This window comes from Alcaligenes faecalis, assembly GCF_041521385.1.
Taxonomy (GTDB): Bacteria; Pseudomonadota; Gammaproteobacteria; order Burkholderiales; family Burkholderiaceae_B; genus Alcaligenes; species Alcaligenes faecalis_E.
This window is the reverse complement of the sequence record NZ_CP168006.1, coordinates 2,058,812-2,083,354: the sequence shown is the minus strand read 5'-3', so window position 1 is coordinate 2,083,354 and position 24,543 is coordinate 2,058,812. Positions and strand designations below refer to the sequence as shown.

Annotated in this window: 24 protein-coding genes; 12 read left to right on the top strand and 12 right to left on the bottom strand. The window is 56.0% G+C overall.

Annotation, left to right across the window (positions count from 1 at the left end; genetic code table 11):
• Positions 1–15: 15 nt before the first annotated feature.
• Genes ACDI13_RS09410 through ACDI13_RS09390 form a run of 5 tightly spaced genes read right to left on the bottom strand, consistent with a single transcriptional unit; the run spans position 16 to position 3,655 of the window.
• Entirely contained in the window at positions 16–303 is a 288-nt protein-coding gene (locus ACDI13_RS09410) for a Fic family protein (RefSeq protein ID WP_316989593.1), read from the bottom strand.
• Between the two features lie 28 nt (positions 304–331).
• Positions 332–1,225 (bottom strand): heme o synthase, encoded by an 894-nt coding sequence (gene cyoE, locus ACDI13_RS09405; protein ID WP_316989592.1) that lies wholly within the window; start codon positions 1,223–1,225, stop codon positions 332–334.
• Positions 1,164–2,237, bottom strand: a complete 1,074-nt coding sequence (locus ACDI13_RS09400) for a COX15/CtaA family protein (RefSeq protein WP_316989591.1) — start codon at positions 2,235–2,237, stop codon at positions 1,164–1,166. Before ACDI13_RS09400 ends, cyoE begins: the two co-directional genes overlap by 62 nt.
• Before the next feature lie 4 nt (positions 2,238–2,241).
• Positions 2,242–2,871, bottom strand: coding sequence for a hypothetical protein (locus ACDI13_RS09395; RefSeq protein ID WP_316989590.1), 630 nt, complete (start codon positions 2,869–2,871; stop codon positions 2,242–2,244).
• 1 nt (position 2,872) lies between these two features.
• Entirely contained in the window at positions 2,873–3,655 is a 783-nt protein-coding gene (locus tag ACDI13_RS09390; protein ID WP_108728370.1) for an SURF1 family protein, read from the bottom strand.
• A 28-nt stretch (positions 3,656–3,683) separates the two neighbouring features.
• Here ACDI13_RS09390 and ACDI13_RS09385 point away from each other — a divergent pair, with 28 nt between their 5' ends.
• Positions 3,684–3,890 (top strand): twin transmembrane helix small protein, encoded by a 207-nt coding sequence (locus tag ACDI13_RS09385; protein ID WP_316989589.1) that lies wholly within the window; start codon positions 3,684–3,686, stop codon positions 3,888–3,890.
• Between the two features lie 43 nt (positions 3,891–3,933).
• On the opposite strand, the gene ACDI13_RS09380 is transcribed toward ACDI13_RS09385, so the two are convergent.
• From ACDI13_RS09380 to coxB, 5 genes are all read right to left on the bottom strand, one after another.
• On the bottom strand, positions 3,934–4,809 hold the full coding sequence (locus ACDI13_RS09380) for a cytochrome c oxidase subunit 3 (RefSeq protein WP_094198061.1): 876 nt from the start codon (positions 4,807–4,809) through the stop codon (positions 3,934–3,936).
• 50 nt (positions 4,810–4,859) lie between these two features.
• On the bottom strand, positions 4,860–5,084 hold the full coding sequence (locus tag ACDI13_RS09375) for a DUF2970 domain-containing protein (protein ID WP_316989588.1): 225 nt from the start codon (positions 5,082–5,084) through the stop codon (positions 4,860–4,862).
• A 1-nt stretch (position 5,085) separates the two neighbouring features.
• Positions 5,086–5,199 (bottom strand): cytochrome oxidase small assembly protein, encoded by a 114-nt coding sequence (locus ACDI13_RS09370; RefSeq protein ID WP_219003578.1) that lies wholly within the window; start codon positions 5,197–5,199, stop codon positions 5,086–5,088.
• A 17-nt stretch (positions 5,200–5,216) separates the two neighbouring features.
• Complete coding sequence (ctaD, locus tag ACDI13_RS09365) at positions 5,217–6,824, bottom strand: cytochrome c oxidase subunit I (protein WP_094198059.1); 1,608 nt, start codon at positions 6,822–6,824, stop codon at positions 5,217–5,219.
• A 74-nt stretch (positions 6,825–6,898) separates the two neighbouring features.
• Complete coding sequence (coxB, locus tag ACDI13_RS09360) at positions 6,899–8,059, bottom strand: cytochrome c oxidase subunit II (RefSeq protein ID WP_316988205.1); 1,161 nt, start codon at positions 8,057–8,059, stop codon at positions 6,899–6,901.
• 542 nt (positions 8,060–8,601) lie between these two features.
• On the opposite strand from coxB, the gene ACDI13_RS09355 reads away from it, so the two are divergent.
• From ACDI13_RS09355 to ACDI13_RS09340, 4 genes are all read left to right on the top strand, one after another.
• On the top strand, positions 8,602–9,429 hold the full coding sequence (locus ACDI13_RS09355) for a DUF4743 domain-containing protein (protein ID WP_316989844.1): 828 nt from the start codon (positions 8,602–8,604) through the stop codon (positions 9,427–9,429).
• A gap of 44 nt (positions 9,430–9,473) precedes the next feature.
• Positions 9,474–10,382 (top strand): PhaM family polyhydroxyalkanoate granule multifunctional regulatory protein, encoded by a 909-nt coding sequence (locus tag ACDI13_RS09350; RefSeq protein ID WP_316989843.1) that lies wholly within the window; start codon positions 9,474–9,476, stop codon positions 10,380–10,382.
• 13 nt (positions 10,383–10,395) lie between these two features.
• The gene (gene glmU / locus ACDI13_RS09345) at positions 10,396–11,766 is read left to right on the top strand and encodes a bifunctional UDP-N-acetylglucosamine diphosphorylase/glucosamine-1-phosphate N-acetyltransferase GlmU (protein ID WP_316989842.1); all 1,371 of its coding nucleotides are present in this window, start codon (positions 10,396–10,398) and stop codon (positions 11,764–11,766) included.
• 108 nt (positions 11,767–11,874) lie between these two features.
• Positions 11,875–12,993, top strand: coding sequence for a glycosyltransferase family 4 protein (locus tag ACDI13_RS09340; protein ID WP_316989841.1), 1,119 nt, complete (start codon positions 11,875–11,877; stop codon positions 12,991–12,993).
• Between the two features lie 7 nt (positions 12,994–13,000).
• Here the strand turns inward: ACDI13_RS09340 and ACDI13_RS09335 are convergent, their stop codons facing one another.
• Positions 13,001–13,477, bottom strand: a complete 477-nt coding sequence (locus ACDI13_RS09335) for an Lrp/AsnC family transcriptional regulator (protein WP_316989840.1) — start codon at positions 13,475–13,477, stop codon at positions 13,001–13,003.
• Between the two features lie 201 nt (positions 13,478–13,678).
• Here ACDI13_RS09335 and glmS point away from each other — a divergent pair, with 201 nt between their 5' ends.
• The 6 genes from glmS to ACDI13_RS09305 all read left to right on the top strand — a co-directional run bounded on the left by glmS (position 13,679) and on the right by ACDI13_RS09305 (position 22,233).
• Positions 13,679–15,505: a glutamine--fructose-6-phosphate transaminase (isomerizing) gene (gene glmS, locus ACDI13_RS09330; protein WP_316989839.1), complete on the top strand. Its 1,827-nt coding sequence runs from the start codon at positions 13,679–13,681 to the stop codon at positions 15,503–15,505.
• Between the two features lie 422 nt (positions 15,506–15,927).
• Positions 15,928–16,497, top strand: coding sequence for a sigma-70 family RNA polymerase sigma factor (locus tag ACDI13_RS09325; protein ID WP_316989838.1), 570 nt, complete (start codon positions 15,928–15,930; stop codon positions 16,495–16,497).
• Positions 16,498–16,502: 5 nt separating this feature from the next.
• Positions 16,503–17,507, top strand: a complete 1,005-nt coding sequence (locus ACDI13_RS09320) for a FecR domain-containing protein (RefSeq protein ID WP_316989837.1) — start codon at positions 16,503–16,505, stop codon at positions 17,505–17,507.
• A gap of 292 nt (positions 17,508–17,799) precedes the next feature.
• Entirely contained in the window at positions 17,800–20,334 is a 2,535-nt protein-coding gene (locus ACDI13_RS09315; protein WP_316989836.1) for a TonB-dependent siderophore receptor, read from the top strand.
• Positions 20,335–20,367: 33 nt separating this feature from the next.
• Complete coding sequence (locus tag ACDI13_RS09310) at positions 20,368–21,609, top strand: hypothetical protein (RefSeq protein WP_316989835.1); 1,242 nt, start codon at positions 20,368–20,370, stop codon at positions 21,607–21,609.
• 285 nt (positions 21,610–21,894) lie between these two features.
• Entirely contained in the window at positions 21,895–22,233 is a 339-nt protein-coding gene (locus tag ACDI13_RS09305) for a DUF6616 family protein (protein WP_316989834.1), read from the top strand.
• A 78-nt stretch (positions 22,234–22,311) separates the two neighbouring features.
• Here ACDI13_RS09305 and ACDI13_RS09300 read toward each other — a convergent pair whose 3' ends face one another.
• The gene (locus tag ACDI13_RS09300) at positions 22,312–23,190 is read right to left on the bottom strand and encodes a LysR substrate-binding domain-containing protein (protein WP_316989833.1); all 879 of its coding nucleotides are present in this window, start codon (positions 23,188–23,190) and stop codon (positions 22,312–22,314) included.
• A 105-nt stretch (positions 23,191–23,295) separates the two neighbouring features.
• Here ACDI13_RS09300 and phnA point away from each other — a divergent pair, with 105 nt between their 5' ends.
• The gene (gene phnA / locus ACDI13_RS09295; RefSeq protein WP_316989832.1) at positions 23,296–24,531 is read left to right on the top strand and encodes a phosphonoacetate hydrolase; all 1,236 of its coding nucleotides are present in this window, start codon (positions 23,296–23,298) and stop codon (positions 24,529–24,531) included.
• Positions 24,532–24,543: the final 12 nt, after the last annotated feature.

The window sequence follows — 24,543 nt, the reverse complement described above, 5'->3', positions numbered from 1 at the left end:
AGACAACGCCTGCTTTTAGCGGGCGTTGTCTCCCTTTAGCAAGGCCATCAAGCCTAGATTGATGAAGACCTTTTCGCGCCCGACAGTGACTTCGTTCAGGATTTTCAAGGCGACAAGATCTTTCAGTATTTTTGATGCGGTTTGCCGTTGTGCAATTCCTTGCTCTACTAGGTTTGGGATTCGGCCCGTTCGCCCATTACCGTCACTGAACGGGTGGATAGCTTCAAACCGGCGTATGTGTACAAGCGGTAGACATATTTTTGGGACATGTCGAAAAGTCGTGTTTTTTTCAACATGTCCCAAAAGTCTACGTATTACATCCTGGTGTTGATCAGATCAAGCGCACCCAGTGATCCAGTAGCAGCGCCCCAAACAGAACCGCCAGATAAATGATGGAAAAGCGGAACAGCTTACGGGACAGTTCATCGCTATAGTGGCGGTGCAGTTGGTGGGCGTATTGAATGAAGCGTGCGCCCAGCAAAAGGGCGGTAGCCAGGTACAGAGGGCCGCTCATGCGGATGATAAAAGGCAGTAGGCTGGAGGCCATCAGGATGTAGCTGTAGAGCAGTACATGTAGTGTCGTAAATGTTTTGCCGTGAGTGACGGGCAGCATGGGCAGGCCAGCGCGCTGGTAGTCGTGTTGACGGTAGAGCGCCAATGCCCAGAAGTGTGGGGGCGTCCAGATGAAGATAATTAGCACCAGCAACCAGGCTTCAGCCGGGACGGCGTTGGCAATGGCAGCCCAGCCCAGGGCGGGTGGCATAGCACCGGACAAACCACCGATGACGATATTTTGTGGGGTCAGGGGTTTGAGGATCACGGTATAGATCACTGCGTAACCAATGAAGGTGGCCAGGGTCAGCCACATGGTCAGTGGATTCACCCAGTAGTACAGCACCAGCATGCCCATGCCGCCCAGCAAACCAGACATGGCCAGCACTTGGGGTGGGGTAATGGTGCCGCGTGCCGTACCGCGTCGGGCGGTGCGCAGCATGCGGGCATCAATCTGGCTTTCGATCAGGCAATTGATGGCAAAGGCGGCAGCCGCCAGCATCCATATGCCTAGCGTGCCTGCGACCACCGTACCCGGATCGGGCAGGCCGGGAGCAGCCAGAAACATGCCGATGACGGCACAGAAAACAGCCAGTTGGGTGACTCGTGGTTTAGTCAGTACCAGATACTGGCGCAGGAGCGAGGCGGGAGCCAGGGTAGCGGTGTTTGTCATACTGTATTCCTTGGGGGACAGTCGACTTGCGGGAAAGCCGTACCAACAGGGTGACGCAGCATAAAACGAGACCGGCAGCTCCCCCATTATGCAGGACGGCAATCAAAAGAGGCCACTGGAAAAAGATCGTGGTTAACCCCGTGATGAGCTGGGCCAACAGCAACAAAAGGACTAACGTTGCCGGGCGGCGTAGTACGGGATCGGCGCGTAATTTCCACGCAACGGAACCCAGAACCAGAAACACCAGAAAGGCCATGTTTCTATGAACCCAGTGAATAGCGGTCAGCGCGGCCTGGGAAATCATCTCGCCAGAAGGCAGCTCGCCCAGTGCGCGAAACAGCGAAAACCCGCCATGTAAATCCATCTCGGGTATCCATTGGCTGTGGCATTGCGGAAAGTCCATGCAGGCCAGCGCCGCATAGTTGGTGCTGACCCATCCACCCAGGCCAATCTGAATCGTTAGCAGAATGAAGGAACCAATCAGCCAAGGTCGCCAGCGGCGGGTGACAGGAGACACCGGCGGGCCGGGGTTCTCGCGTACGGCCAGCCAGGTCATCAAGGCCAGTACGCTCATGCCGCCCAGCAAGTGGGTGGTGACGATAATAGGCATTAGCTTGTGGGTCACGGTCCAGGCACCAAAGGCTCCTTGTACGCAGACGGCCAGCAAGGTGAACAGGGCCAGCCGAGCCGAATGGCCCAAGGTGTGACGATGCCGCCAGGCCATCCAGACGATGGCAATAATCAGCATGCCCAAGGCCGCGCCCACATAGCGGTGAATCATTTCAATCCAGGCCTTGCTCCAACTGACCGGACCATAAGGCATGGCTTGATAGGCTTGTTCGATATGTGCGCTCGCGCCTAGCGGCGAGAGTTTGCCATAGCAACCGGGCCAGTCCGGGCAGCCCAGGCCCGAATCGGTCAGACGGACAAACGCGCCGAACATGATCAGGTCCAAGGTCAGGAACCAGGTCAGGTAGACCAGTTTGCGGTAGCGTTGGCGGATATCGGCCATAAACTTATCCGATGCGTGAGTTGTTCAGCAGTTTGCGTATGTCGGTGCGAACTTTGATAGGGTCGGCATCACCGGGGAACACCATCATTAAATTGCCATTGGGGTCGATGATCCACATGCCATTTTTGACCGCTTGTTCGGCAGCACTGCTGTCGGTTCCAGGGGCTAGAAACTCGGCCAACTGGCTCGGATCGGCGCGCAGCATATGAGTGCCTAGATAGGCTTCCAGAATTTGCGCTGAAGGCTGGCCTTGGTCCGTCACAAACCAGACGCGGGCGAGTCGGTCCACATTCTTACCCTGGCTGGCATGGGAGTTGCGCAGGATAAACAGCTTGCGCACGCAGCTTTCGGGGCAGGCGCTCTCGTCGGCACTGACCAGTACCCAACGGCCCCGCAGGGACTGCAGATCAAAGTCCTCCCCTTGCAGAGTCTGCAGGGGCAGTGCTGCCTGTTCAGGTACGCTGCGTTGTGGCTCAATCAATTGACCATAGGCATTGCTTTGCTCAGGCCGTAGCCCCAACGAAGGCATGTAGTAGGCCGCCAGCGCAAACAGTACCGGTGCCAGACTGACTGCCAGCAGCAGATACAACGGAGTCAGGGAACGCGGGCGGGCAGGGGTTTGAGTCGTGTCCACGTCAGGTTTTCCTTGTAGGGGCAAAGTTGGGTCTGGAGCGTCGTAGCCATTTCCACGCTACACCGATCCAGGCACACAGGGCAATCAGGGCAAAACCGAACCATTGCAGGGCATAGCCTCGGTTCTTTTCAAAGTCGATATTCGGGTCGGGCCAGTTGGTTTGCAATTGCGAGGCGGGGGCGGTCTGGGCCAGCACACGGGGCAGTACAGGCAGATCAATGCGGCTACGCAGATCTTCCAGGGCCAGGTTCTGCACCACAGGGGGCGTACCAGAAGGGCTGGGCAAGTGCTCGGGCAAGGGGCTGCTGCCTAGTTCAAACAGACGCGGCACGCGTTCCAGCAATTCTCCGGAGATGGTCTCGGAGCCAGATGGGGCATCCGGCACGCTAGGCGCTTGTCCCGGTACGCGAGCCAGCCAACCCCGGAGTACGAGCAGGCTGGAGCCTGCCAGATCACCTTCGTCCAGCACAAAAGGAGTCGCAATCCAGTAGCCCGGCTTACCTTTGAAATTGCGATTATCCAGGAGTACAGTTAACTCACTGCGCCAGGAGCCGTGCACGGCGACAGACTGCCACAAGGCGCCTTTATCCAGGCTGGCCTGGGAATCAATATGGAGGGGGGCTTGCTGGCGGCCTTGTTCTATTTGTTGTGCCAGGCTTTGACGTTCCTGTGCGCGGCTCAGTTGCCAACGCCCCAGGCTAATGAACAGCAACATCAGCAAACCCAGACAAACCAGGGCAAGCAGGGGTCGAGTCGAAGAAGAACGAGAATTGTTGCTGGACATCCATTCAACCTGAAGCGGGGGAGACGTAATGCGTGTGTTAGTCCTGATCGTGTTTCTGGGGATTATTGTGTCGCTGGGTTCGGCTCTGGTGTATTTGATGCGGGACCGGGGCAACTCCAGTCGCATGGCCTATGCCTTGACCTGGCGAGTGGGCTTGTCCGTGGCCTTGTTCCTGTTTGTGTTGCTGGCCCATTATCTGGGTTGGATTGACAGTACTGGCGTGCCTGTGGCCTGAAGTAAAACCCAGGCCCGAGCAAGCGGGCCTGGGGCATGAATCACTAGAACCAGTACACGTACAGATACAAGCCCAGCCACACCACATCCACAAAGTGCCAATACCAGGCGGCACCTTCAAAACCAAAGTGGTGTTCGGCGGTAAAGTGGCCGCGCATCAGCCGTATCAGCATCACCGTCAGCATGGTGGCGCCGATAATCACGTGAAAGCCGTGAAAACCCGTCAACATATAGAACAAGGCCCCATAGGCACCGGAGGTGAACTTCAGGTTCAGCTCGGCGTAGGCGTGCAGGTATTCGTAGGCCTGGCAGGCCACAAAGGCAAAGCCCAGTGCGACCGTCATGAACAGCCAGAAGATTGCGCTGCTACGCTTGCTGGCGCGCAGTGCATGGTGAGCGATGGTCAGGGTAACGCCCGAGGTCAGCAGCAAAGCCGTGTTGATCGTTGGCAACCATAGTGGGCCAACTGTCTGGAACGGAGCGATCGTGCCCGCTGGCCCCTGATTGGGCCATGTCCCGGTAAAGTCCGGCCAGAGCAGGGCGCGATGATCCAGATCGCTTAACAGCGGTGTGGAAATTTCGCGGGTATACCAGAGCGCCCCGAAAAAGGCGGCAAAAAACATGACCTCAGAAAAGATGAACCAGGACATGCTCCAGCGATAGGAGATGTCTACGCGTGTGCTGTTCAGGCCCGTTTCGGATTCACGCACGGCGTCGCTGAACCAGAAGAACAGGACCAGCAGGAAGCTGAGAATCCCGACCAGGAACACCCAGAAACCGCCCGGCCAGTTATTGATCCAGGTCGCCGCGCCCAGCAGCGTCAGGCACAGGGAAAGGCTGGCGCGTACCGGGTGCCCTGACAAGCCGGGGACGTAGTAATACGGCGCCTTGGACGGGTGAGCCGTAGTCTCGACATGCATAGTGTTCTCCTTCGGGTCATGTGCCCTGGGGCACAGTATCCGGCCAGGGTTCAGCCGGCCTGACCAATGAACCAGCGGGCCACCATAATCAGGCCCACAACGAAAACAACCGTGGCGATCAAGGCGGCAATAATCAGATAGACCGGATTGATCTTGGCAATGTCCTGCTCATGGTCACGGCCACGACGGACTCCAAAAAAACCCCAGGCAATGGCTTTCAATGTCTGGAAAAAACTGAGCTTGCGCCGTGTGAGGTCCCGAAAATCGTCATCCATATCACTGTCCTAAAAACTGACTGCCTTTTAGAAAAGTCCAGGCCATGATGGCAATGACGAACACGGCCAGGAGCAGTCCCAGACGGCGGTTGCGACGGCGTTGTTCGGGGGTCATAGGGCGTTCCTCCAGTGTTACTTGACGACAGGGGGGACTTCAAAGGTGTGATGCGGAGCGGGCGAGGGCACCGTCCATTCCAAGCCTTCCGCGCCTTCCCAGGGCTTGGCACTGGCCACTTCCCCTTTACCGCGAGCGGCCTGGATCACGATGTAGATCAGCAGCAGTTGCGACAGGCCGAACCAGAAGGCGCCAATGGTGGCAATCTGGTGGAAATCCGTGAACTGACCGGCGTAGTCCACATAGCGACGTGGCATGCCTGCCAGACCCAGAAAGTGCATGGGAAAGAAGGTCACGTTGAACGAGATCATGGTGGACCAGAAGTGGATCTTGCCCAGACGCTCGTTGTACATACGGCCTGTCCACTTGGGCAGCCAGTAGTAGGCACCACCAAACAGGGCAAAGAGCGATCCGGCTACCAGCACATAGTGGAAGTGAGCCACCACGTAATAGGTGTCGTGTACCGCAATATCAATCGGAGCCACGGCCAGGATCAGGCCGGTAAAACCGCCAATGGTGAACACGAAGATAAAGCCGATGGAAAACAGCATGGGCGTTTCAAAAGACAGCGAACCGCGCCACATGGTGGCTACCCAGTTAAAGATTTTCACCCCGGTCGGAATGGAAATCAGCATGGTGGCGTACATGAAATACAACTGCCCAGTGACTGGCATCCCGGTGGTGAACATGTGGTGCGCCCAGACCAGGAAGGACAGAATCGCAATGGCGGCGGTTGCATACACCATGGAGGCATAGCCAAACAGAGCCTTGCGCGAGAAGGCAGGCACGATGGCCGATACAATCCCGAAGGCCGGCAAGATCATGATGTAGACCTCGGGGTGGCCGAAGAACCAGAAAATGTGCTGGTACAGAACCGGATCGCCTCCACCGGCGGCGTTAAAGAAGTGAGTGCCAAAGTGGCGGTCGGTCAGCAGCATGGTTACGGCAGCGGCCAGCACGGGCATCACGGCAATCAGCAGGTACGCGGTAATCAGCCAGGTCCAGCAAAACAGCGGCATTTTCATCAGCGTCATGCCGGGAGCGCGCATATTCAATACCGTCACCACAATATTGATGGCCCCCATGATGGAGGACGCGCCCAGAATGTGAACCGCAAAGATTGTGAAGTCCATGCCAGGGCCCATCTGCAAGGACAGCGGTGCATACATGGTCCAGCCACCGGCAGGCGCGCCGCCCGGCACAAAGAAGGACGCGGTAAACAGAATCGCGCCCACGGGCAGCAGCCAGAAGCTGAAGTTGTTCATGCGGGCAAAGGCCATGTCCGATGCGCCAATCTGCAGCGGAATCATCCAGTTGGCAAATCCTACGAAGGCCGGCATGATCGCGCCGAAAATCATGATCAGGCCGTGCATGGTGGTGAACTGGTTAAACAGCTCGGGCCGGAAAAACTGCAGACCCGGCTGGAACAGTTCAGTACGCAGCAGCAAGGCCAGCACGCCGCCCTCCAGCAACATCACAAAGGAAAAGATCAGGTACATGGTCCCGATGTCTTTGTGATTGGTGGCGAACAGCCAGCGACGCCAGCCGCTAGGGGTGGCATGGGCATGATGGTGATCATCATGTCCGCTCGGGTTCGCTACATGGTCGACGGTGACGCTACTCATGCTTGACTCCTTGCTGCACTCCCCCTGGCCGTAGTCAGGGATGGATTGATAGTGTGATGGCGGCGGGCGCTGGCTTAGCGTTGTGCCGTGACGTCGGCGGGCATTACGACAGGATCAGGCCCTTTGCCCGCGTTGCCCCAGGCGTTGCGTGTGTAGGTAATGACCGCTGCAATCTGAACGTCGTTAAGTTGATTGCGGAAAGCGGCCATGGCGGTGCCAGGGTGACCATTTAGTACGGTGTCGATCTGGCCTTTCATGGGGGCGAGTACAAACTTCGTATCGCCATCCAAAGCAGGGAAGGTGCCGGGCATGCCTTTGCCGTTGGCTTGGTGGCAAGCCACGCAGTTTTGCGCGAAGATCTGTTGGCCGCGCTCGATCAACTCGTCTTTGGTCCACTCTTTATTGGGGTCGTCGGCCTGGGCCGTCATCAAGTCGTTCTGCTCTTTGGCCCACGTGTCATAGTCGTCTTGCGCCATCACCTGCACCACAATGGGCATGTAAGCATGGTCCTTGCCGCACAGTTCGGCACATTGGCCGCGGTAGGTGCCGACCTTGTCTGCACGGAACCAGGTATCGCGCAAAAAACCAGGGATGGCATCTTGCTTGACGCCAAACTCGGGCACCATCCAGGAATGAATGACATCCTCGGCAGTTAGCATGACGCGCACTTTCTTGTTAACCGGGACTACCAGCGGCTTGTCCACTTCCATCAGGTAGTTGGGGCCAATGGGTTCGCGACCTTCAATCTGGGCGCGGGGGGTGGACAGGTTGGACAGGTATTTCACGCCGGTGGCCGGGCCATCCAGATACTCGTAGCCCCATTTCCACTGATAACCCGTGACCTTGACGGTCAGATCGGCGCTGCTGGTGTCCTTCATGGCCACCACGGTTTTAGTGGCAGGCAATGCCATGCCGATCACGATCAGAAAGGGGATGATGGTCCAGGCTACTTCCACCCCCAGGTGCTCGTGAAAGCGGGCGGCAATCGCGCCCTTGGACTTGCGATGCCGGATGATGGAATAGAACATCACACCGAACACGCCAATAAAGATGATGGTACAGATGATCAGCATCATCCAGTGCAGCCAGGCAATGTCCTGGGCGATGGGGGTCACCCCGTTATGCAAATTGAGCTGATTGACACGGGGGCCACCTTCCATATTGGTGACCTGAGCCAGGCTAGGCCCTGCCGTCGAACAGGCGGTCAGAGCAAATAAACTTCTCCACATCTTCATTGTTGTCCCTCTTTTGGTGTTGCCATGCCAAACCGGGGTTCGGCTGCGTCAACGCTCCGAAAAATCCAACGCTGGAAGAAACTGCTGTGTTGCAGTGGCGGGCTTGTTGCAGTTAGGGCCTGTTAACACTAAAAGGAGCCTCACATGAGTATGCAAACGCGTGAATGGCAAGACGCGAAGCGCAGCCATGGTGGGGCCACGGCGAGCATTCGCAACGCAGGTAGGTGCGCGTTTGCCTACTCACCCTTCAGGCTGGCTGGTGATTGAGCAGCATACGTTGTTGCTCAAGCCTTGCGTGGAACCCCACGCGGCGGCCTGTACGCCTAGCCTGCTGCTCAATCACCAGCCAGTGTGAAGCTCCTTTTAGTGTTAGCAGGCCCTCAGTGCTGGCCCGCTCGAAGTTTTTAGTTGCTTATTTGTTCACGGAAATTATATAGAACTTGCTTTAGCCTTCAAGGGCAGGGTATGTCCCTAGACGACAAGGTTGGACTAAACGCTACAAAAGCCGTAATGGGGCAAGGCTTGAATTACAATCGCCGACTATGACTTTGTTCCAGAACCGATCGCTTATCCAGGCCTTGCGTCAGCGCATGGTCAGCCTGACCAGTCAACTGCAACAATTGCCCCCGCCGGGCAGCCGTCCTGTCACTGTTGATGGGCGCGTGGCGGGATGGATCACCCCCAAGGCCGCGCGTTGTATCGAGCCTTTGCCTGGGGTCTCGATTGAAGAAGATGTCTTGCGTCTGAGCGAATGCCCCAGCCAGGAGTTGAGCTTGGCTCAGGTCCTGGATCAGGTCGCCTTGCGTTTGCAGGAAGGCGGCTGTATCCGTGCCTGGCGTGACGAGTTGTTGGACGTGGTTGGAGAAGGACAATGTCTGTCCCGTATTGAACGCGGTGCGGTGCGGCCCTTGGGTTTTTTGACGCAGGCGGTGCATTTGAATGGCTGGTCTACGGATGGCCGAATCTGGGCCGCGCGTCGTTCACCCACCAAGTCGACAGACCCGAATATGTGGGACACGTTGGTCGGGGGATTGGCGGTTAGCGGTGAATCGTTGCAGACCTCTCTCATACGCGAAAGTTATGAAGAAGCGGGCCTGCCCGAGTCCGTGTTGGTCCATTGCACCCCCTTGCGCGTGTCCTTGCGCATGCACCGCCGCTTGCCGGAAGGCTATCAGGTGGAGAACGCCCTGGTCAGCGATTGCGTGCTGGCCGATGATGTGCGGCCCCGAAATATGGACGGCGAGGTTAGTGAGTTTCGCTTATTGACGCTGGATGAAGCCTGGCAAATGATAGAAGCAGATTTGTTCACCCTGGAAGCGCAAGTGGTGCTGATCGACAGCATCAAGCAGCATCTGGAACAGCCGGCCTGAACCTGGGAATCACCGGGCAGGCACCAACCTGATGGGAGCGACGCATGAACCCGAATCCTTTTGGTATACCTGATTTCAATGCCCTGGGCGGCGGCAACAACCCCTTGCTGCGCAGCATGGACATGATGGCGCAGGCCTGGAAGAACATGGCCAGCGGCGGGGCGGGCGATTTGAGCTCGGGCATGATGCCCAGCTTGTCCGCCGATGATCTGGATCGCCGTATTCGTGACTTGCGCGCCGTGGAGAGCTGGTTACAACTGAACCTGTCGATGTTGGGCACCACCATTCAGGGTCTGGAGATTCAGCGATCCACCCTGGCGGCCATCAAGACCATGGCACAGCAAGGGACGCAGGCGGCTGGCGGCAAAAATCCGTTTGAAGCCTTCATGGCTTTCAACCCCATGGCGGCAGGGGCCACAGCCGCAGATAGCGCCGCCAGTGCTGCTGGTACTGCGGATGCCAAGCCTGGGGTCAGCAAGCCTGAAGCAGCATCGCAAACGGCACCGCAGCACGCATCGGCACAGCCCCAGCCGCAACAAGTGTCGCCACAGCTCGACGCGGCTGCCCAGCAGGATGCTCCAAAAGATAAACAGCCCGGTGCCCAGCAGGAAGCCGGTGCAGGGAACCCCGCTGCGCAAGCGTGGTGGAACATGCTGCAACAGCAGTTTGATGCCATGGCGACCGCTACTGCCGCATCGATGCAGCAAGTAGAAAGCTATCGTCAGCAAGCGAGCAAGGCTACAGCGGCTGGCTCGGCCAAGCCCCCCAAACCGGCGGCGGCCAATGCCCAGACCTCTGCCAAGACCAGTGCTCCGGCAGTGGCCAAGCCGGTAAAAACGGCTGTGAAAGCAGCGACTAAAACGGCAGCTAAAGCGGCCACCAAAACGGCGGCTAAAAAAACCGCCACGCGCAGCACCAAAAGTAGTACCAAAAAAACGGATCGACCAACCTAGTAGGTAAATTTTTATGCTTAATATCGTGATTCTGGCAGCAGGCATGGGCAAGCGTATGCAGTCTGACCTGCCCAAAGTACTGCATCCTATCGCCGGCAAGTCCATGCTGGCCCACGTGCTCGACAGCGCGCGTGAATTGGAGCCGGAAAAAGTTGTGGTCGTGGTGGGGCATGGCGCCGAGCGCGTTCAGCAAACCTTCGCACAGGCTGAGCTGGCCTTTGCCTTGCAGCAACCACAGCATGGCACCGGCCACGCTGTGCAACAGGCCGTACCTGAACTGGTCGGTGGCGACCAGGAAGATGACGCTACGCTGGTTCTGTATGGCGACGTCCCTCTGGTCCAGGCCGACACCTTGCGCCGCTTGCTGCAAGCGCGTGGCCAAGGTGTGGCTGTGCTGACCGAAACGCTGGCAGACTCTACTGGCTATGGCCGCATCATTCGTGGTGAAGACGGCACCGTACAACGCATTGTCGAGCACAAGGATGCTAGCGAAGCCGAGCGTGCCGTGAAAGAAGTGAACACCGGCATTTTGGTAGCCCCGACGGCGCGCCTGAAAGACTGGCTGACCCGCATCACCAACGACAACGCCCAAGGCGAGTACTACCTGACCGACATCATCGCTTTGGCGGTTGCCGATGGCGTGCCTGTGCAAGCGGCTCAACCGGCTGCTGGCTGGGAAACCTTGGGTGTGAACAGCCGCATTCAACAGGCCGAGCTGGAGCGTTTGTGGCAAGCCGAGCAAGCCCGTCGCTTGCTGGAAAAAGGCGTGACGCTGGCCGATCCGGCCCGCTTTGATCTGCGCGGCACACTGGAGTGTGGCCGGGATGTGTTCATTGATGTGGGTTGCGTGTTTGAAGGCAAGGTTGTGCTGCAAGACGGCGTGCGCGTCGGTCCGCATAGCGTGCTGCGCGACGTGACGATTGGTGCCGGTACGCAAATCGAAGCCTTCAGCCATCTGCAACAAGCCCAGGTTGGTGAAGAGGCCCGTATTGGCCCTTACGCCCGCCTTCGTCCGGGTGCTGTGCTGGCCAATCACACCCATGTGGGCAACTTTGTGGAGATCAAGAACACCCAACTGGGCGAAGGGTCCAAAGCCAATCATCTGGCCTATATCGGTGATGCCGATGTGGGGCAGCGCGTGAATATTGGTGCGGGTACCATCACCTGCAATTATGACGGTGTGAACAAGTTCCGCACCGTGATTGGTGACGACGCCTTCATCGGTTCGGACACCCAGTTGGTGGCCCCCGTGACGGTAGGCCGTGGCGCAACGATTGGAGCAGGGACGACGCTGGTGCGCAATGCACCGGACGATCAACTGACCTTGTCGCGTTCGGAACAGCGCAGCGTGTCCGGCTGGAAGCGCCCGGTTCGCAAGTCTTGATGTGTGTTAGCCCATCTTTGGCATCCCTCCCTTTGCATCGCAAGGGGAGCATTGCTGCGTGCGCTTGCGGCACACAGTGCCCGGATGGGCTGATTCTGGATTCTTGCCATGCGCATTCTGCAGCTTAATTTCGAGCGTGGTTGGCGCGGTGGCGAACGGCAAACCTTGCTGAGCCTCCAGCAGATGCAGCAGGCCGGTCATCAGGTCAGCCTATTGGCTCGGCGTGATGAAGAGCTGGCCAAGCGTGCCAAAGAGCAGGGTTTGAGCGTCGTAGAGTGTGCCTCTGTGGGTGCCGCGCTGCGCTATTTGCTGGTGCACGGTCGTGGTTTTGATATCGTTCACTCCCAAACCGCGTCCTGCATGAGCTGGTTGGCCTTGCTGCACTTCTGGCTGCCCAAGCGGGTGGTTTTTACGCGCCGTACGGCGTTTCCGGTTGATCGTAAACGTATCGAGCAACGTAATGGTCGGCAGGCCAGCAGTCCCTTGAGCTCCAAAGAGCGCCGCACGCGCTGGAAGTGGCGCAAGGCGGACCGCCTGGTCGCCATCAGCCAGGCAGCGGCAGCCGAGCCGCGTCGCCTGGGTTTTTCTGTAGACGTGATCCCCAGCGCCATTGAATACGTGGAGCGGGATGAAACCTATGTGAACCATTTGCGGCAGCGTTGGAATCCACAGGGCTTGCACGTTCTGGGGACGATGGCAGCACTGACGGCAGAGAAAGATCCCTTGACCCTGATTCGTGCGATTCATGTTCTGTATCAGCGTCGGCAGGACTTTGTGTTTTTGCATTTCGGTGCGCCTGGCTCTGAGTCCTCGGCGGCAGAGGAACTGATTGCGCAGTTGGGCCTGGAAGGCTGCTACAAGCTGGCGGGTTTTGAAGCCCGTCCTGAACAGGCTTATCGCTTGATGGACGGCTTTGTTCTGAGCTCCCGTCATGAAGCCTTGGGTTCCAGCGTTCTGGATGCCTTTGTATACGGCGTTCCCGTTACGGCCACGATGGCCGGAGGCTTGAGCGAGCTGCTGGACAATGGGCGCGGTACTTTATGCGCGGTTGGGGATGCACAAGCGATTGCCCAGGCTTTGGACGACACCTTGAGCAATCCAACAGCAGCGCGGCAACAAGCCGCATTGGCACATCGCTGGGTGCAGCAGGAGCATGATCCTGCCGTTATGGTGCAGCGGTATCTGCGCCTGTATCAGCAACTGGTGCAACAACGCGCACGAGCCTGAACGCGGCTTATCCCTTCGGTGAAGGCAACGGTATTCGTGTCTCGAACTTGGCCTGATGGATCGAAAAGAAGCTGCGAATGTTGCGAATATTCGCCTGGCCAGTGAACAAGGCATGAGCCAGTTTGTGATACGCCGTCATATCGCTGACCTGCAGAATCACAATGAAATCCACCCCGGTCGAGACGCGATAGCATTGCGTTACCGCTGGTTCCGGTGCCATCAGACGCTCGAATTGCTGCAGATATTCTTCACCTTGACGGTCCAGCGTAATCTCCACAATTGCCGTCAAACTAGGGCCCAGTTGTGCCGGGTCCAGCAAAGCGACCTGTTTGCGAATTACCCCTTGTTCACTTAAACGACGCACTCGCCGCAAGCAGGTTGGGGGAGAGGCATGCACGCGCAAAGCCAGCTCCTGATTGCTGATGGAAGCATCATTTTGCAACTGCTCCAGAATGCGTAAGTCCAGCTCGTCCAGTTCAATCATGACAATGTTTATCTATCTATGATGAAATAAAATTCCGTTAAATAAAATGAAATTTGGTTTTCTTTCATATCGATTATTAAATGAAATTTTAATTCATTTTAATAAAAAAATAGACATAAAATTTTTTGTATTTCAGATCAGAATAAGCGGATTGAATTGATTAGCTGGCCCACCAAAAGGGGCCATGAACAGGAGTTGGCTATGTGTGGAATTGTTGGCGCGGTCGCGCAACGCGATATTGTTCCCGTGCTGCTGGAAGGTCTACAGCGCCTGGAGTACCGGGGCTACGATTCTTGCGGCGTTGCTGTTCATGCGCAGGGCCAGTTGTTGCGGGCACGTAGTACACAACGCGTGGCCGAGCTGCAAGAACAGGTCAAGGCAGATCGTCTGCAAGGCTTTACCGGCATTGCTCATACACGCTGGGCAACGCACGGCGCGCCTGCTACTCACAATGCTCACCCGCATTTCTCCGGCAAGGGCAAAGCACGTATTGCGCTGGTGCATAACGGCATCATCGAAAACCATGACGAACTGCGCGCCGAGCTGCAAAGCATTGGCTACGTGTTCGAGAGCCAGACCGATACCGAAGTAATCGCCCACCTGATCGACCATCTGTACAACGGCGATCTGTTCGAGGCCGTGCAACAAGTCATTCGTCGCTTGACCGGGGCCTATGCCATCGCCGTGTTCTGTCAGGACGAGCCACATCGCGTGGTGGGTGCTCGCCATGGTTCGCCCCTGGTCGTCGGCGTGGGCCAGAATGAAAACTTCCTGGCATCGGATGCCCTGGCATTGGCCGGAACCACTGATCAAATCATCTACCTGGAAGACGGTGATGTGATCGATCTGCAGATCAATAAAGTGTGGATCATGGACAAGGACGGCCGCTCCGTTGATCGTCCGGTACACACCGTACATCTGCACACCGCCGCCGCTGAATTGGGCCCATACCGCCACTTCATGCAAAAGGAAATCTTCGAGCAGCCCCGCGCTGTGGGCGATACCTTGCAAGACATTGAAAGCGTCACCCCCGAGTTGTTTGGCGACCAGGCCTACAAGGTTTTTCAGGACATCGACAATGTGCTGATTCTGGCTTGCGGCACCAGCTACTACGCTGGTCTGACAGCCCGTTACTGGATTGAGTCGCTGGCCAAAATCCCCGTCAATGTGGAAATTGCCAGCGAATACCGCTACCGCGACAGCGTGCCCAACCCGCGCACTTTGGTGGTGACGATTTCCCAGTCTGGCGAAACCGCCGATACTCTGGCCGCCTTGAAGCATGCCCGCAGTCTGGGCATGGAACAGACCCTGACCATCTGCAACGTGGCCACCAGTGCCATGGTGCGTGAGTGCAAACTGTCCTACATCACCCGCGCTGGCGTGGAAATTGGTGTGGCTTCCACTAAAGCCTTTACCACCCAATTGACTGCCTTGTTTCTGCTGACGATTGCCTTGGCTCAGGTAAAAGGCCATTTGAGTCATGAGCAAGAGGCGGATTACCTGAAAGCCCTGCGTCACCTACCCACCGCCATCGCGGCCGTGCTGGCTCTGGAGCCACAAATCATGGCATGGGCAGATCGTTTCGCCAGCAAGGAAAACGCCTTGTTCCTGGGCCGTGGCATGCATTACCCCATCGCCATGGAAGGCGCGCTGAAGCTGAAAGAAATCAGCTACATTCACGCTGAAGGCTATCCGGCTGGTGAATTGAAACATGGCCCTTTGGCCCTGGTCACCGAAGCGATGCCGGTCGTCACCATTGCCCCACGCGATGAACTGCTGGAAAAACTGAAATCCAATATTGAAGAAGTTCATGCACGCGGCGGTGAACTGTATGTGTTTGCCGACGCCGATACCCGCATTGGCAGCAGTGAGCGTGTACATGTGATTCGTATGCCCGAACACTACGGCAAGTTATCTCCCATCCTGCATACCGTGACACTGCAACTGCTGTCGTATCACACGGCTTGCTCGCGTGGCACAGATGTGGATAAGCCACGGAATTTGGCCAAGAGTGTGACGGTGGAGTGAACGAGATTTAAGCGTCAAAGACCGGAAGTAAAATTTGTCCGGTCTGCTGTCAATTGACACGGTCCGAGTTTTATCAAAACCCACCGAATTGATATTGATTTCGGTGGGTTTTGATTTTTAAGCGGTTGGAGCCCGTAATTTGGTGGGCCATGAAGTATTCAGAAAAAGTTAACCGTTACAAAATTCTATTTATAAATAAGAAGAAAACCGGAATTTTATTAATAGCGATATACCCGATAGTGAGGTTTGTGCCCAGTAGAGGGAGGCTGAATACCTTTGTATTTGAAGATCTGGGGAAGCGAGCGGAGCCCCTCAAAATAGCCCATGTGTCGCCCCAAATACACACTGCTAGCGAACTGGACAGATAGCACCATATAATAATTGATAACGATTCTCATTATCTGTCAGTGCGGAGTACCCTCGTGTCATCTTCAGTTCTTCCCTTGTCAGGCGTGTATTCGGCCGAGTCGGTCGAGTCACTGTACTGCGACCACCATAACTGGTTGCGGCGCTGGCTGCATCACCGTTTGGGTGGGGCAGATCAGGCGGCTGACTTGGCGCAGGACACGTTTGTACGTTTGTTAAGTAGCCGCTCCCGCTGGCAGTTTGCCAGTCCCGGCGAGGCACGTGCCTACTTGCGCAAGACCGCACAAAATCTGTGCATCAACCTGTGGCGGCGTCAGGAAATTGAGCAGGCCTGGCTGGATATTCTGGCCACGACGCCCGAGCAATTTTACCCTTCGGCGGAACGCCAGGCCGTGGTTTTGCAGGCGCTGGAGGAGATCAGTGCCATGCTCAGCAGCCTGTCTCCCAAGGCCGCAAAGGCGTTTACCCTGGCCGTTATTTGCGAGATGACTGACGATGAGGTCGGTGCAGAAATGGGCATTTCCGGCCGCATGGTTCGCAAATATGTGGCACAGGCCATGCTTGCGTGCATTAGCCTGCATGCCTGCCAGACCGTCGCCGAATTGCGCCAGGAACCTCAATACTAAGTCGTATGAAGCACGGTTCCAGTTTTTCTTCGCCGCCCACTCCTTCCCATACTGTTTTGATGCAAGCGGCTGAATGGTATGCCTGTCTGCGCGATGGCAAAGCCAGTGCCGAGCAACGTTCTGCCTGGCAGAGCTGGCTCAAGCAGGACGAGATGCACAGTACCGCCTGGCGTTATGTGGCGGAGGTCAGTCGTTGTTTTGAGCCTGTGCGCAGCGCGCCGGATTCGCGCCGTGTGGTGGAGAAATTGCACACTGCCAATGAACGCTTGCATCAGCGCCGTCGCGTTCTGACCAGTGTGGCCGCGCTGGCCGGAGCGGGAGTTGTAAGCTGGCTGGGCTGGCGTCAGTCCTGGTTGCCATCCAGCGTTCTGGCCTTGGCTGCCGACCACGCTACGCAAACCGGCGAGCAGAACCAGCTTGTGCTGGCAGATGGCTCCCGGCTGTGGCTGAACACAGCCTCGGCAATTGATGTGAAGTTCACCGCACAGGCTCGCCATATTGTGTTGGTTTCAGGCGAGATCTTTATCCAGACAGCCAAAGATGACAGGGGACGGCCTTTCACCGTCCAAACTCCGCAGGGCAATATGCGTGCCTTGGGCACGCAATTCAATGTGCGTATGGACAAAGATTGCACACAACTGGCGGTCTACGAAGGGGCCGTGCGGGTTTCCACGGCAAGCGGTCAAAATACCGCCACGGTGCAGGCGGGCAAGCAGGTGCATTTCGGCTCACGACATATCGAGCACAGTATGGACGCGGAGCAGGCGCGCGAGGCTTGGACCCAAGGCCTGCTGGTGGCTGACAACATCGCCTTGCGTAGTGTGATCAAGGAGTTGGGCCGCTATCGCAGAGGCTATCTGGGCGTGGACGAGTCCGTGGCTGACCTGAAGGTCTATGGCAGCTTCCCCATCCATGACACGGACCGTGTGCTGAAAATGCTGGCTTCAGCACTGCCGATTCGTATCGACCAGCCCATGCCCTGGTGGACTAGTGTGCAAGCTCTGGATTGATCGAACAGGGCATTGCAGCAGTCATCATTGTAAAAACTAAAAATATAAAAGCCGATTAAATTCAAATACTTGTCTGGTTTCAGGCAAAAAAATCCTGAAAAAACAGCAAAAGAAGGTTCCGGGTTTTGGAGACTGGGTGGTTTTAGACAGTAAGAGGACCTGATTGGCGTGAGGCCAATGAAGCAGGAGGCGGGCCGCCGTGCCCGCTCGGTACTGAACATCAACGCAAGAACATCGTTCAGGTTCATCGTTTTTATTGTGACTGACCCGTGTTTTTGAAGGATGTCTCCTTATGCATCGTCGCTCCGACCCCCTTTTCCTGCCCAAGGAGGCAGGATCGCATTGCGCTCCTTTGCGTCCACTGGCCTTGGCCCTGTCTGTGTTGATGGCCGGTAGCGCCTTTGTCGTGAGTACCCAGCCTGCCCAGGCGGCCACGCAAAACAGCCCGACAGCAGACAAGACCCAGCGTTATGACATTCCAGCCGGCCCCCTGAGCCGTGTTTTGATGCGTTTTTCGCAAGAAAGCGGTGTCTATCTGGTCGGCGCAGGCAGCGTGGCCGAAGGCAAGCAAAGCGCGGGCCTGAAAGGGAATTACAGTGTGGCACAGGCTTTGGATACCTTGCTGGCAGGCACGGGCATTCGCTATTCGCGTGATGCCAATACGGTGAACTTGTGGCCTGTTACGGAAACCACTCAACTGGAGCCTGTGCGTGTCAAAGGCACCCTGAATCGGGCGACTGAGGACACCGGCCTGTACACGCTAAATGGCACCAGCAGCACCGCCACCCGTTTGAACATGGACACCCAGCACACACCGCAATCGGTCAGTGTGATGACGCGCCAGCAAATGGACGATTTCGGCCTGACGAGCTTTGACGATGTGATGAACTTCACTACCGGCGTGACGGCCAATACTGCAGCGGTGGGAGGTGGGTTTCAGTTTCAGGCCCGTGGCTTTGACATCAGCAATGTGCAGGTGGATGGCGTGCAAAGTAGCTATCGTGCGGCTGGGCGTGGTGCGTTCAACCCTATTGCTCTGGATATGGACTTGTACGACCGCGTGGAAGTCGTGCGCGGTGCGACAGGCCTGTTGTCTCCTACCGGTGAACCCTCCGCCTTGATCAACTTGATTCGCAAACGCCCCCAAGCAGAGTTTGGTGGCAAGTTAAGCGCCCACTATGGTTCCTGGAACGACAAGCGCGTGACGGCAGACGTGACTGGCCCGCTCACTGCAGACGGCCGTTTACGTATGCGCGTTATTGGTTCGCGCAAGCAGGCGGACTCCTTCCTGGATGGCCAGGATCACAAGAACGATTTGCTGTCCGGCATGCTGGAGTTTGACCTGACCGATCGAACCTTGTTGACCGCAGGCTACGACTACCAAACCGCCAAATTGCGTGGTGAAGCCAATATGGGGGTGCCTTTGTTTACCAGCGAGGGCGATCGTATCGACGTTTCGCGCTCCATGTCGCTGGTGCCGGATTGGACTTATTGGGACAAGAAGCACCAAAACGCCTTCTTCTCGGTCGAGCACGAGTTTGAGAACAAATGGAACGCCAAGCTCAGCTACAGCCATCAACGTGACGATGGCGATGCCTTGATTACAGGCTTTGGGCGGGGAGTGAACCCGGTGGTGAATCCGGATGGATCCGGCATTGGTATCCGCGCCAACCTGGCCGCCAATGGTTATCGGCATCAGGATAATCTGGAGCTGTCGGCCAATGGCCCTTTCGAGATGTTCGGGCGTGAGCACCAACTGATGTTTGGTTTTAACGGCACTCGCAAGCGCGATACCACGTACACCATGCAGATCAGTGATACCAGCAATTGGTTCATTCCCAATATTTACGACTGGGATGGGTATATGCCTGAGCCTAGTGTCAGCCGTACAGGGGAGTGGAATCGGGTACACACACGTGAATACGGTTTCTTTGCCGGCACGCGTTTGAACATTATTGATCCGCTGAATGTGATCATGGGCCTGCGTTTGTCGGACTACAAAACCTACCGTGACAACTACGGTAAAACCGGCCAGTTCACTGGCGTGTCCAACGAGTTGCGCAACCGCAATGAAATTACGCCGTACTTTGGGCTGACGTATGACATCAACCCGAATCTGACGGCCTACGCCAGCTATACCCGCCTGTTTCAGCCGCAAAGCTACAAGGATATCAACGAGAACTTCCTGGACCCCATTACCGGGGTTAACCGCGAAATCGGTCTGAAAGGCAGCTTGATGGACGAGGCGCTGCAATTCTCCCTGGCCGCTTTCGAGACCCGTCAAAACAACCTGGCCGTGCTGGACCCTTCGGTGCCGGATGACTTTCTGCTGCCCGATGGCAGCCGCCCCTATGTGTCCTCCGGTGCAGGCAACAAGACCAAGGGTTTTGAAGTGGAGCTGAACGGCGCGCTGACCAACAACTGGAATGTGTTTGCTTCTTATAGCTACGCCAGCACTAAAAACGGTGAAGGTGAGCGGATCAACACGTATATCCCAAGCCAGACCTTCCGTCTGGGCACCATGTACCAATTCTCTGGCGCGCTGCAAGGCTTGAGCGCCGGTGCCACTGTGAACTGGTTTGGCAAGCGGGATCTGTGGACGGCTGGCCGTCCTTATACCGCCAGCAATGGCAAGGTGCTGGAAGATACCCACAGCAGCTATGCCTTGGTGGGTCTGCATGCCAATTACCGCGTGAACCAACACTGGAATGCCAAGCTCACGGTAAACAATTTGTTCGACAAGCGTTACTACGACAACTTCGTGATCTTCCGGGCACGTTACGGTGCGCCGCGCAATGTGCATCTGTCCATTGATTACCAGTGGTAATCCCTTTTTCCTATCTTATTTCGAGCTGATTCTATGACCTTGTTTACTTCTCGCTCTCTTGTTCGTGCTGTTTACCTTGCCTTGGCAATGGGGTTGTCGACGGGCTATGTTCATGCCAAGACACCTGCTCCCGCCGCCTATCAAGCCGTCACTCAAGCACAGATCATGCAAAAACCCACGGCCGCTGAGGTGCTGGAAATTGTCTACAGCCCCAAGCAATCCAGTTTGTTCGTGTCCTCACCAAACTGGGAGGACGAAACCTTGTCGCGCACCTTGGTGCTGGATCCCACGACCTTGGCGATCAAGCAAGAAATCCCGATGCAAGTTAAAAGCTTTGGCGTGGCGTTGGACGATGCTGCCGACCGGCTCTACCTGACACAGGGTTTTAATGGCGGTATTGCTGTGGTTGATACCGCTCGCAAGGAGCTGATCAAGCGCATTGCCGTACAAGAAAAAATCAATTTCCAGGAAACCATTGCGGCGGCGGATTTTGGTCAGGCACGCAAGGATGGTTTGTTAAAGATGCTGGAGCGTTTTAACGTCACCGAGGACTACCCATACAAAATGCGTGAATTGGTGGTGGACACAAAAAATCACCGTGTTTTTGCACCAGGGCTGGGATTGGGCTTTGACAGCGTTTTGTTTGTTGTGAACACGCAGACCTTGGAACTGGAAAAAGTGCTGCCCGGCTTTGGCTATAACGTGGTGGGCATCACCTTGGACTCAGCCAATAATCGTTTGTTTGTGTCCAATATGCAGGGCCAGATCATGGTGGTGAACAGTCAGACGCTGAACATTGACCAGGTGTGGGAAACACAGGCCGACCAACTGTTGAACCTGACCTATGATCCCGAGCAAAACCGCCTCTTCGGGGTAGATCAGGGCATTGACCGTGATAATGCGCGTAACTTGCATCTGGAGCGTGAGTACAAGCGTCGTAGCCCAGGTCACCAGGTGTTTGTGCTGGATGCCTCTAACGGCAAAACCCTGGCCGTGATGCCTACTGGTGAAGTGCCAATTGGTTTGCGTTTTGATGCGGCATCCCAGCGTCTGTTTGTCGCCAACCGAGGTGGGGTGCGCGAGAAAGAAGGCAAGGGTTCGGTCAGTGTTTTCGACACGGCGAATTACAAGCCGCTGCAAACCATTGAGCTGGCCCCACACCCCAACAGCCTGGAATACATCCCCGCTGAAAAAGCCTTGTACGTGTCGGTGAAGAACGATGGCAATAGCAAGGAAAAAGGGACGAAAGAACGGATGGTACGTATCCAGTTCTAATGCGATGGCACAGACAGCCATGCTGTACGACTGATTGACAAGGTGGTTCCAAGCCCGAGTTCGGCCGCATGCTGAGCTCGGGCTTTTTTACGTATATGGACTGCTTGCGGTATTTAGTGCTGAACTATAAGATTAGATATCTAACTAAATAATGCCTGTATGGGGCGACCAGAGCAATCGCGAGCCCTAGTGTCGCAGGTCGCCTCTCAGTAGGCCCTGGCGTCAAATCCACCTATCGAATTTTTCAGCACAGAGTGTGCTTCTTCAACCCAAGGAAAACCGCCCATGTTTCACTATCTGATCGAGCTGTACACGCCTAATGCCAAGTGGAAGGCACTGCCTGCCGAGCAGCGACAGCACTTTCTGGCCAGCCTTCAGGAGGCCATGGGTGGTCTTTCCAGCCTGGGTATTGAGGTGTTGTCTCTGGCCGCGACCGAACGCGATATTGATCACGCCAGCGACCACCGCTTTATGGGCGTATGGCGCTTTCCAAATCAACAGGCATGCCAGGCATTGCTGGCCGGTATCAAGGCCAGCGGCTGGTACGAGTATTTTGACCATACCAATGCAGCAGGGGCAGAGGCAGGCTTCGCCCAACATCTGACGGATCTGGCTCAGGCCTGATCGCTGGATATATGGTGTGATCGTGTGCCGTTTAAGAGGGTTATCCACTTGGGGCGGAGAGATCAAAAGGTCCGCTTTTTAAGCGATGACTTGCTCCTGTAGCCAGTCCTCAAACTGTTTATGCAAGAGAGTTTTTTGGGTGGAGTTCTGAGTGATGGCCCAGTACTGTTGCGCCGGGGTTAGCAGGTCGGGAAATGGCGTGACGATGCGGCCCTTTTCTATGTCTTTATTCAGGGTGGGGATCGGGCCTATTCCTATTCCTAAACCGTCCTGGATGGCGCTGTAGGAAACATAAAAGTGATCAAAGCGTAACGAGCGCCACGGTTTGTTATTCATTCCTGCGCTGGTCAGCCATTCGTCCCAATGCCTGGGGCGGGTGTCGGAAGAGATCCAAACATGATGATGGATATCCTCCAGGCGCTTTAGCGGTATTTGCTGCAGCAATTCAGGTGAGGCGATCAGGCTATGGCGCTCTTCAAATAGTGCGATGCCCGAAAAGTTCGATTGAATCGGCTTACCACGGCGGATAGCTAAATCGAAGGCGCCTTCTAGCCCTAATTGCTGTGTCGTGGCCGTTTGCACTTGTATTCGCGCATCCGGGTACCGCTTATTGAAGTCGGGCAGGCGCGGAATGAGCCATTTCATCGCAAACGTTGCCGGGGCATGCACGCGCAACAAGCGTGTGGTCAAACCTCGGCCATAGTGCAGGCTGGCCTCGTGGATTCGGCTAAAGGCATGCCCGATCTCTTCGGCAAACGCCAGCGCATGCGGGGTAGGAGCCATGCGCAACCCTTCTTTCTCGAATAGGACTTGCCCTAGTCGATCCTCCAGTAATTTCATTTGTCGACTGACTGCCCCATGGGTGACAGACAGTTCTTGGGCTGCCGCCGTAAAGCTACGATGGCGGCAGGCAACAAGGAATACCCGTAGGGCGTTGAGGGGAAGTGACGATTGCATGTCAGGAGCGTGAGTTTTAATCACGTAGAAGTCAGTTTATATGAATGTACGGTATTTTATGGTGCGTTAGCATGACGCCATCGTTAAATTTCTAGGTGAGCACATATGCCCCCGATAGAACTACATGGCCGTCATTATCCTTTGCCTGACCGACCCGTCGTCCTCATTTGTATCGACGGTTGCGATCCTGAATATATCCACAATGCGGTGAGCAGAGGGATTTGCCCTCATATCACGGCGATGGTGAAAACAGGATTCTCGAGCATTGCCGATTGCGTCATGCCCTCGTTCACTAACCCGAATAACGCTTCTATCGTGACGGGTGTGCCGCCCAATGTTCATGGGATAGCCGGCAATTACTATCTGGACCGGGAAACGGGCGAAGAGATCATGGTTAATGATGCTCGGATGCTGCAGGGAGAGACCTTGTTAGCCCTGTTGTCGAAAGCAGGTGTCCCTACGGCGATGGTGACGGCCAAAGATAAATTGACCAAGCTAATTGGTCATGGCCTGGAAGGGCCTTGCTTTTCCAGTGAGAAAGCAGCCCAGACATCGCTGGAGCAGTATGGTTTTCCTACGGTAGAAGAAATGGTTGGTCGCGCCCAGCCTGATATGTATTCGCCCGATCTGTCCTTGTATGTCCTTGATGCGGGTATACAGCTTTTAAAGCAGAAAAAAAGCCAAGTTCTGTATTTGTCGCTGTCGGATTATGTACAGCACAAGTACGCACCTGGCCAGCCAGAGTCAGACGCCTTTCTACAGGCCATTGATCAACGTATTGGCGAGTTTCTGGATCTGGGGGCTGTGGTGGCGTGTGTGGCCGATCACGGCATGTCCTATAAAACGGGCTTTACCGGGCAGGCGCAACTGCTGTTTGTTCAGGATGCGCTTGAGCAGCAGTTCGGTACTGGCAGCGCACGGGTTATCTGCCCTATTACGGACCCGTTTGTACGCCACCATGGTGCCCTGGGCTCGTTTGTGCGTGTCTACCTGAAAGATCCCGAAAATATTGGGGCAGCCGCGCAGTTCCTGCGCACTCAAGTGGGCGTTTTTGAAGTACTTACACAAACCGAAGCAGCCCAAAGGCTGGACCTGCCTGTCGACCGCGAAGCGGATCTGGTGGTGATCTCGGCTCAGGACTGGGCACTGGGTTCCAAGCGTAGTGAGCATGACTTGTCTGCAGTGCAAGACCAGCCACTTCGCACGCATGGCGGCTATTCCGAGCAACGAGTGCCTTTTTTAATTTCAGCACCGTTGAGTGAGGCGGGTTTGGAGTGGGTCAAAACGTCACGATTGCACAATTACGACATGTTTTTTGTGCTCTTAAATTACGCGCTTTAGCCTGTATTAACT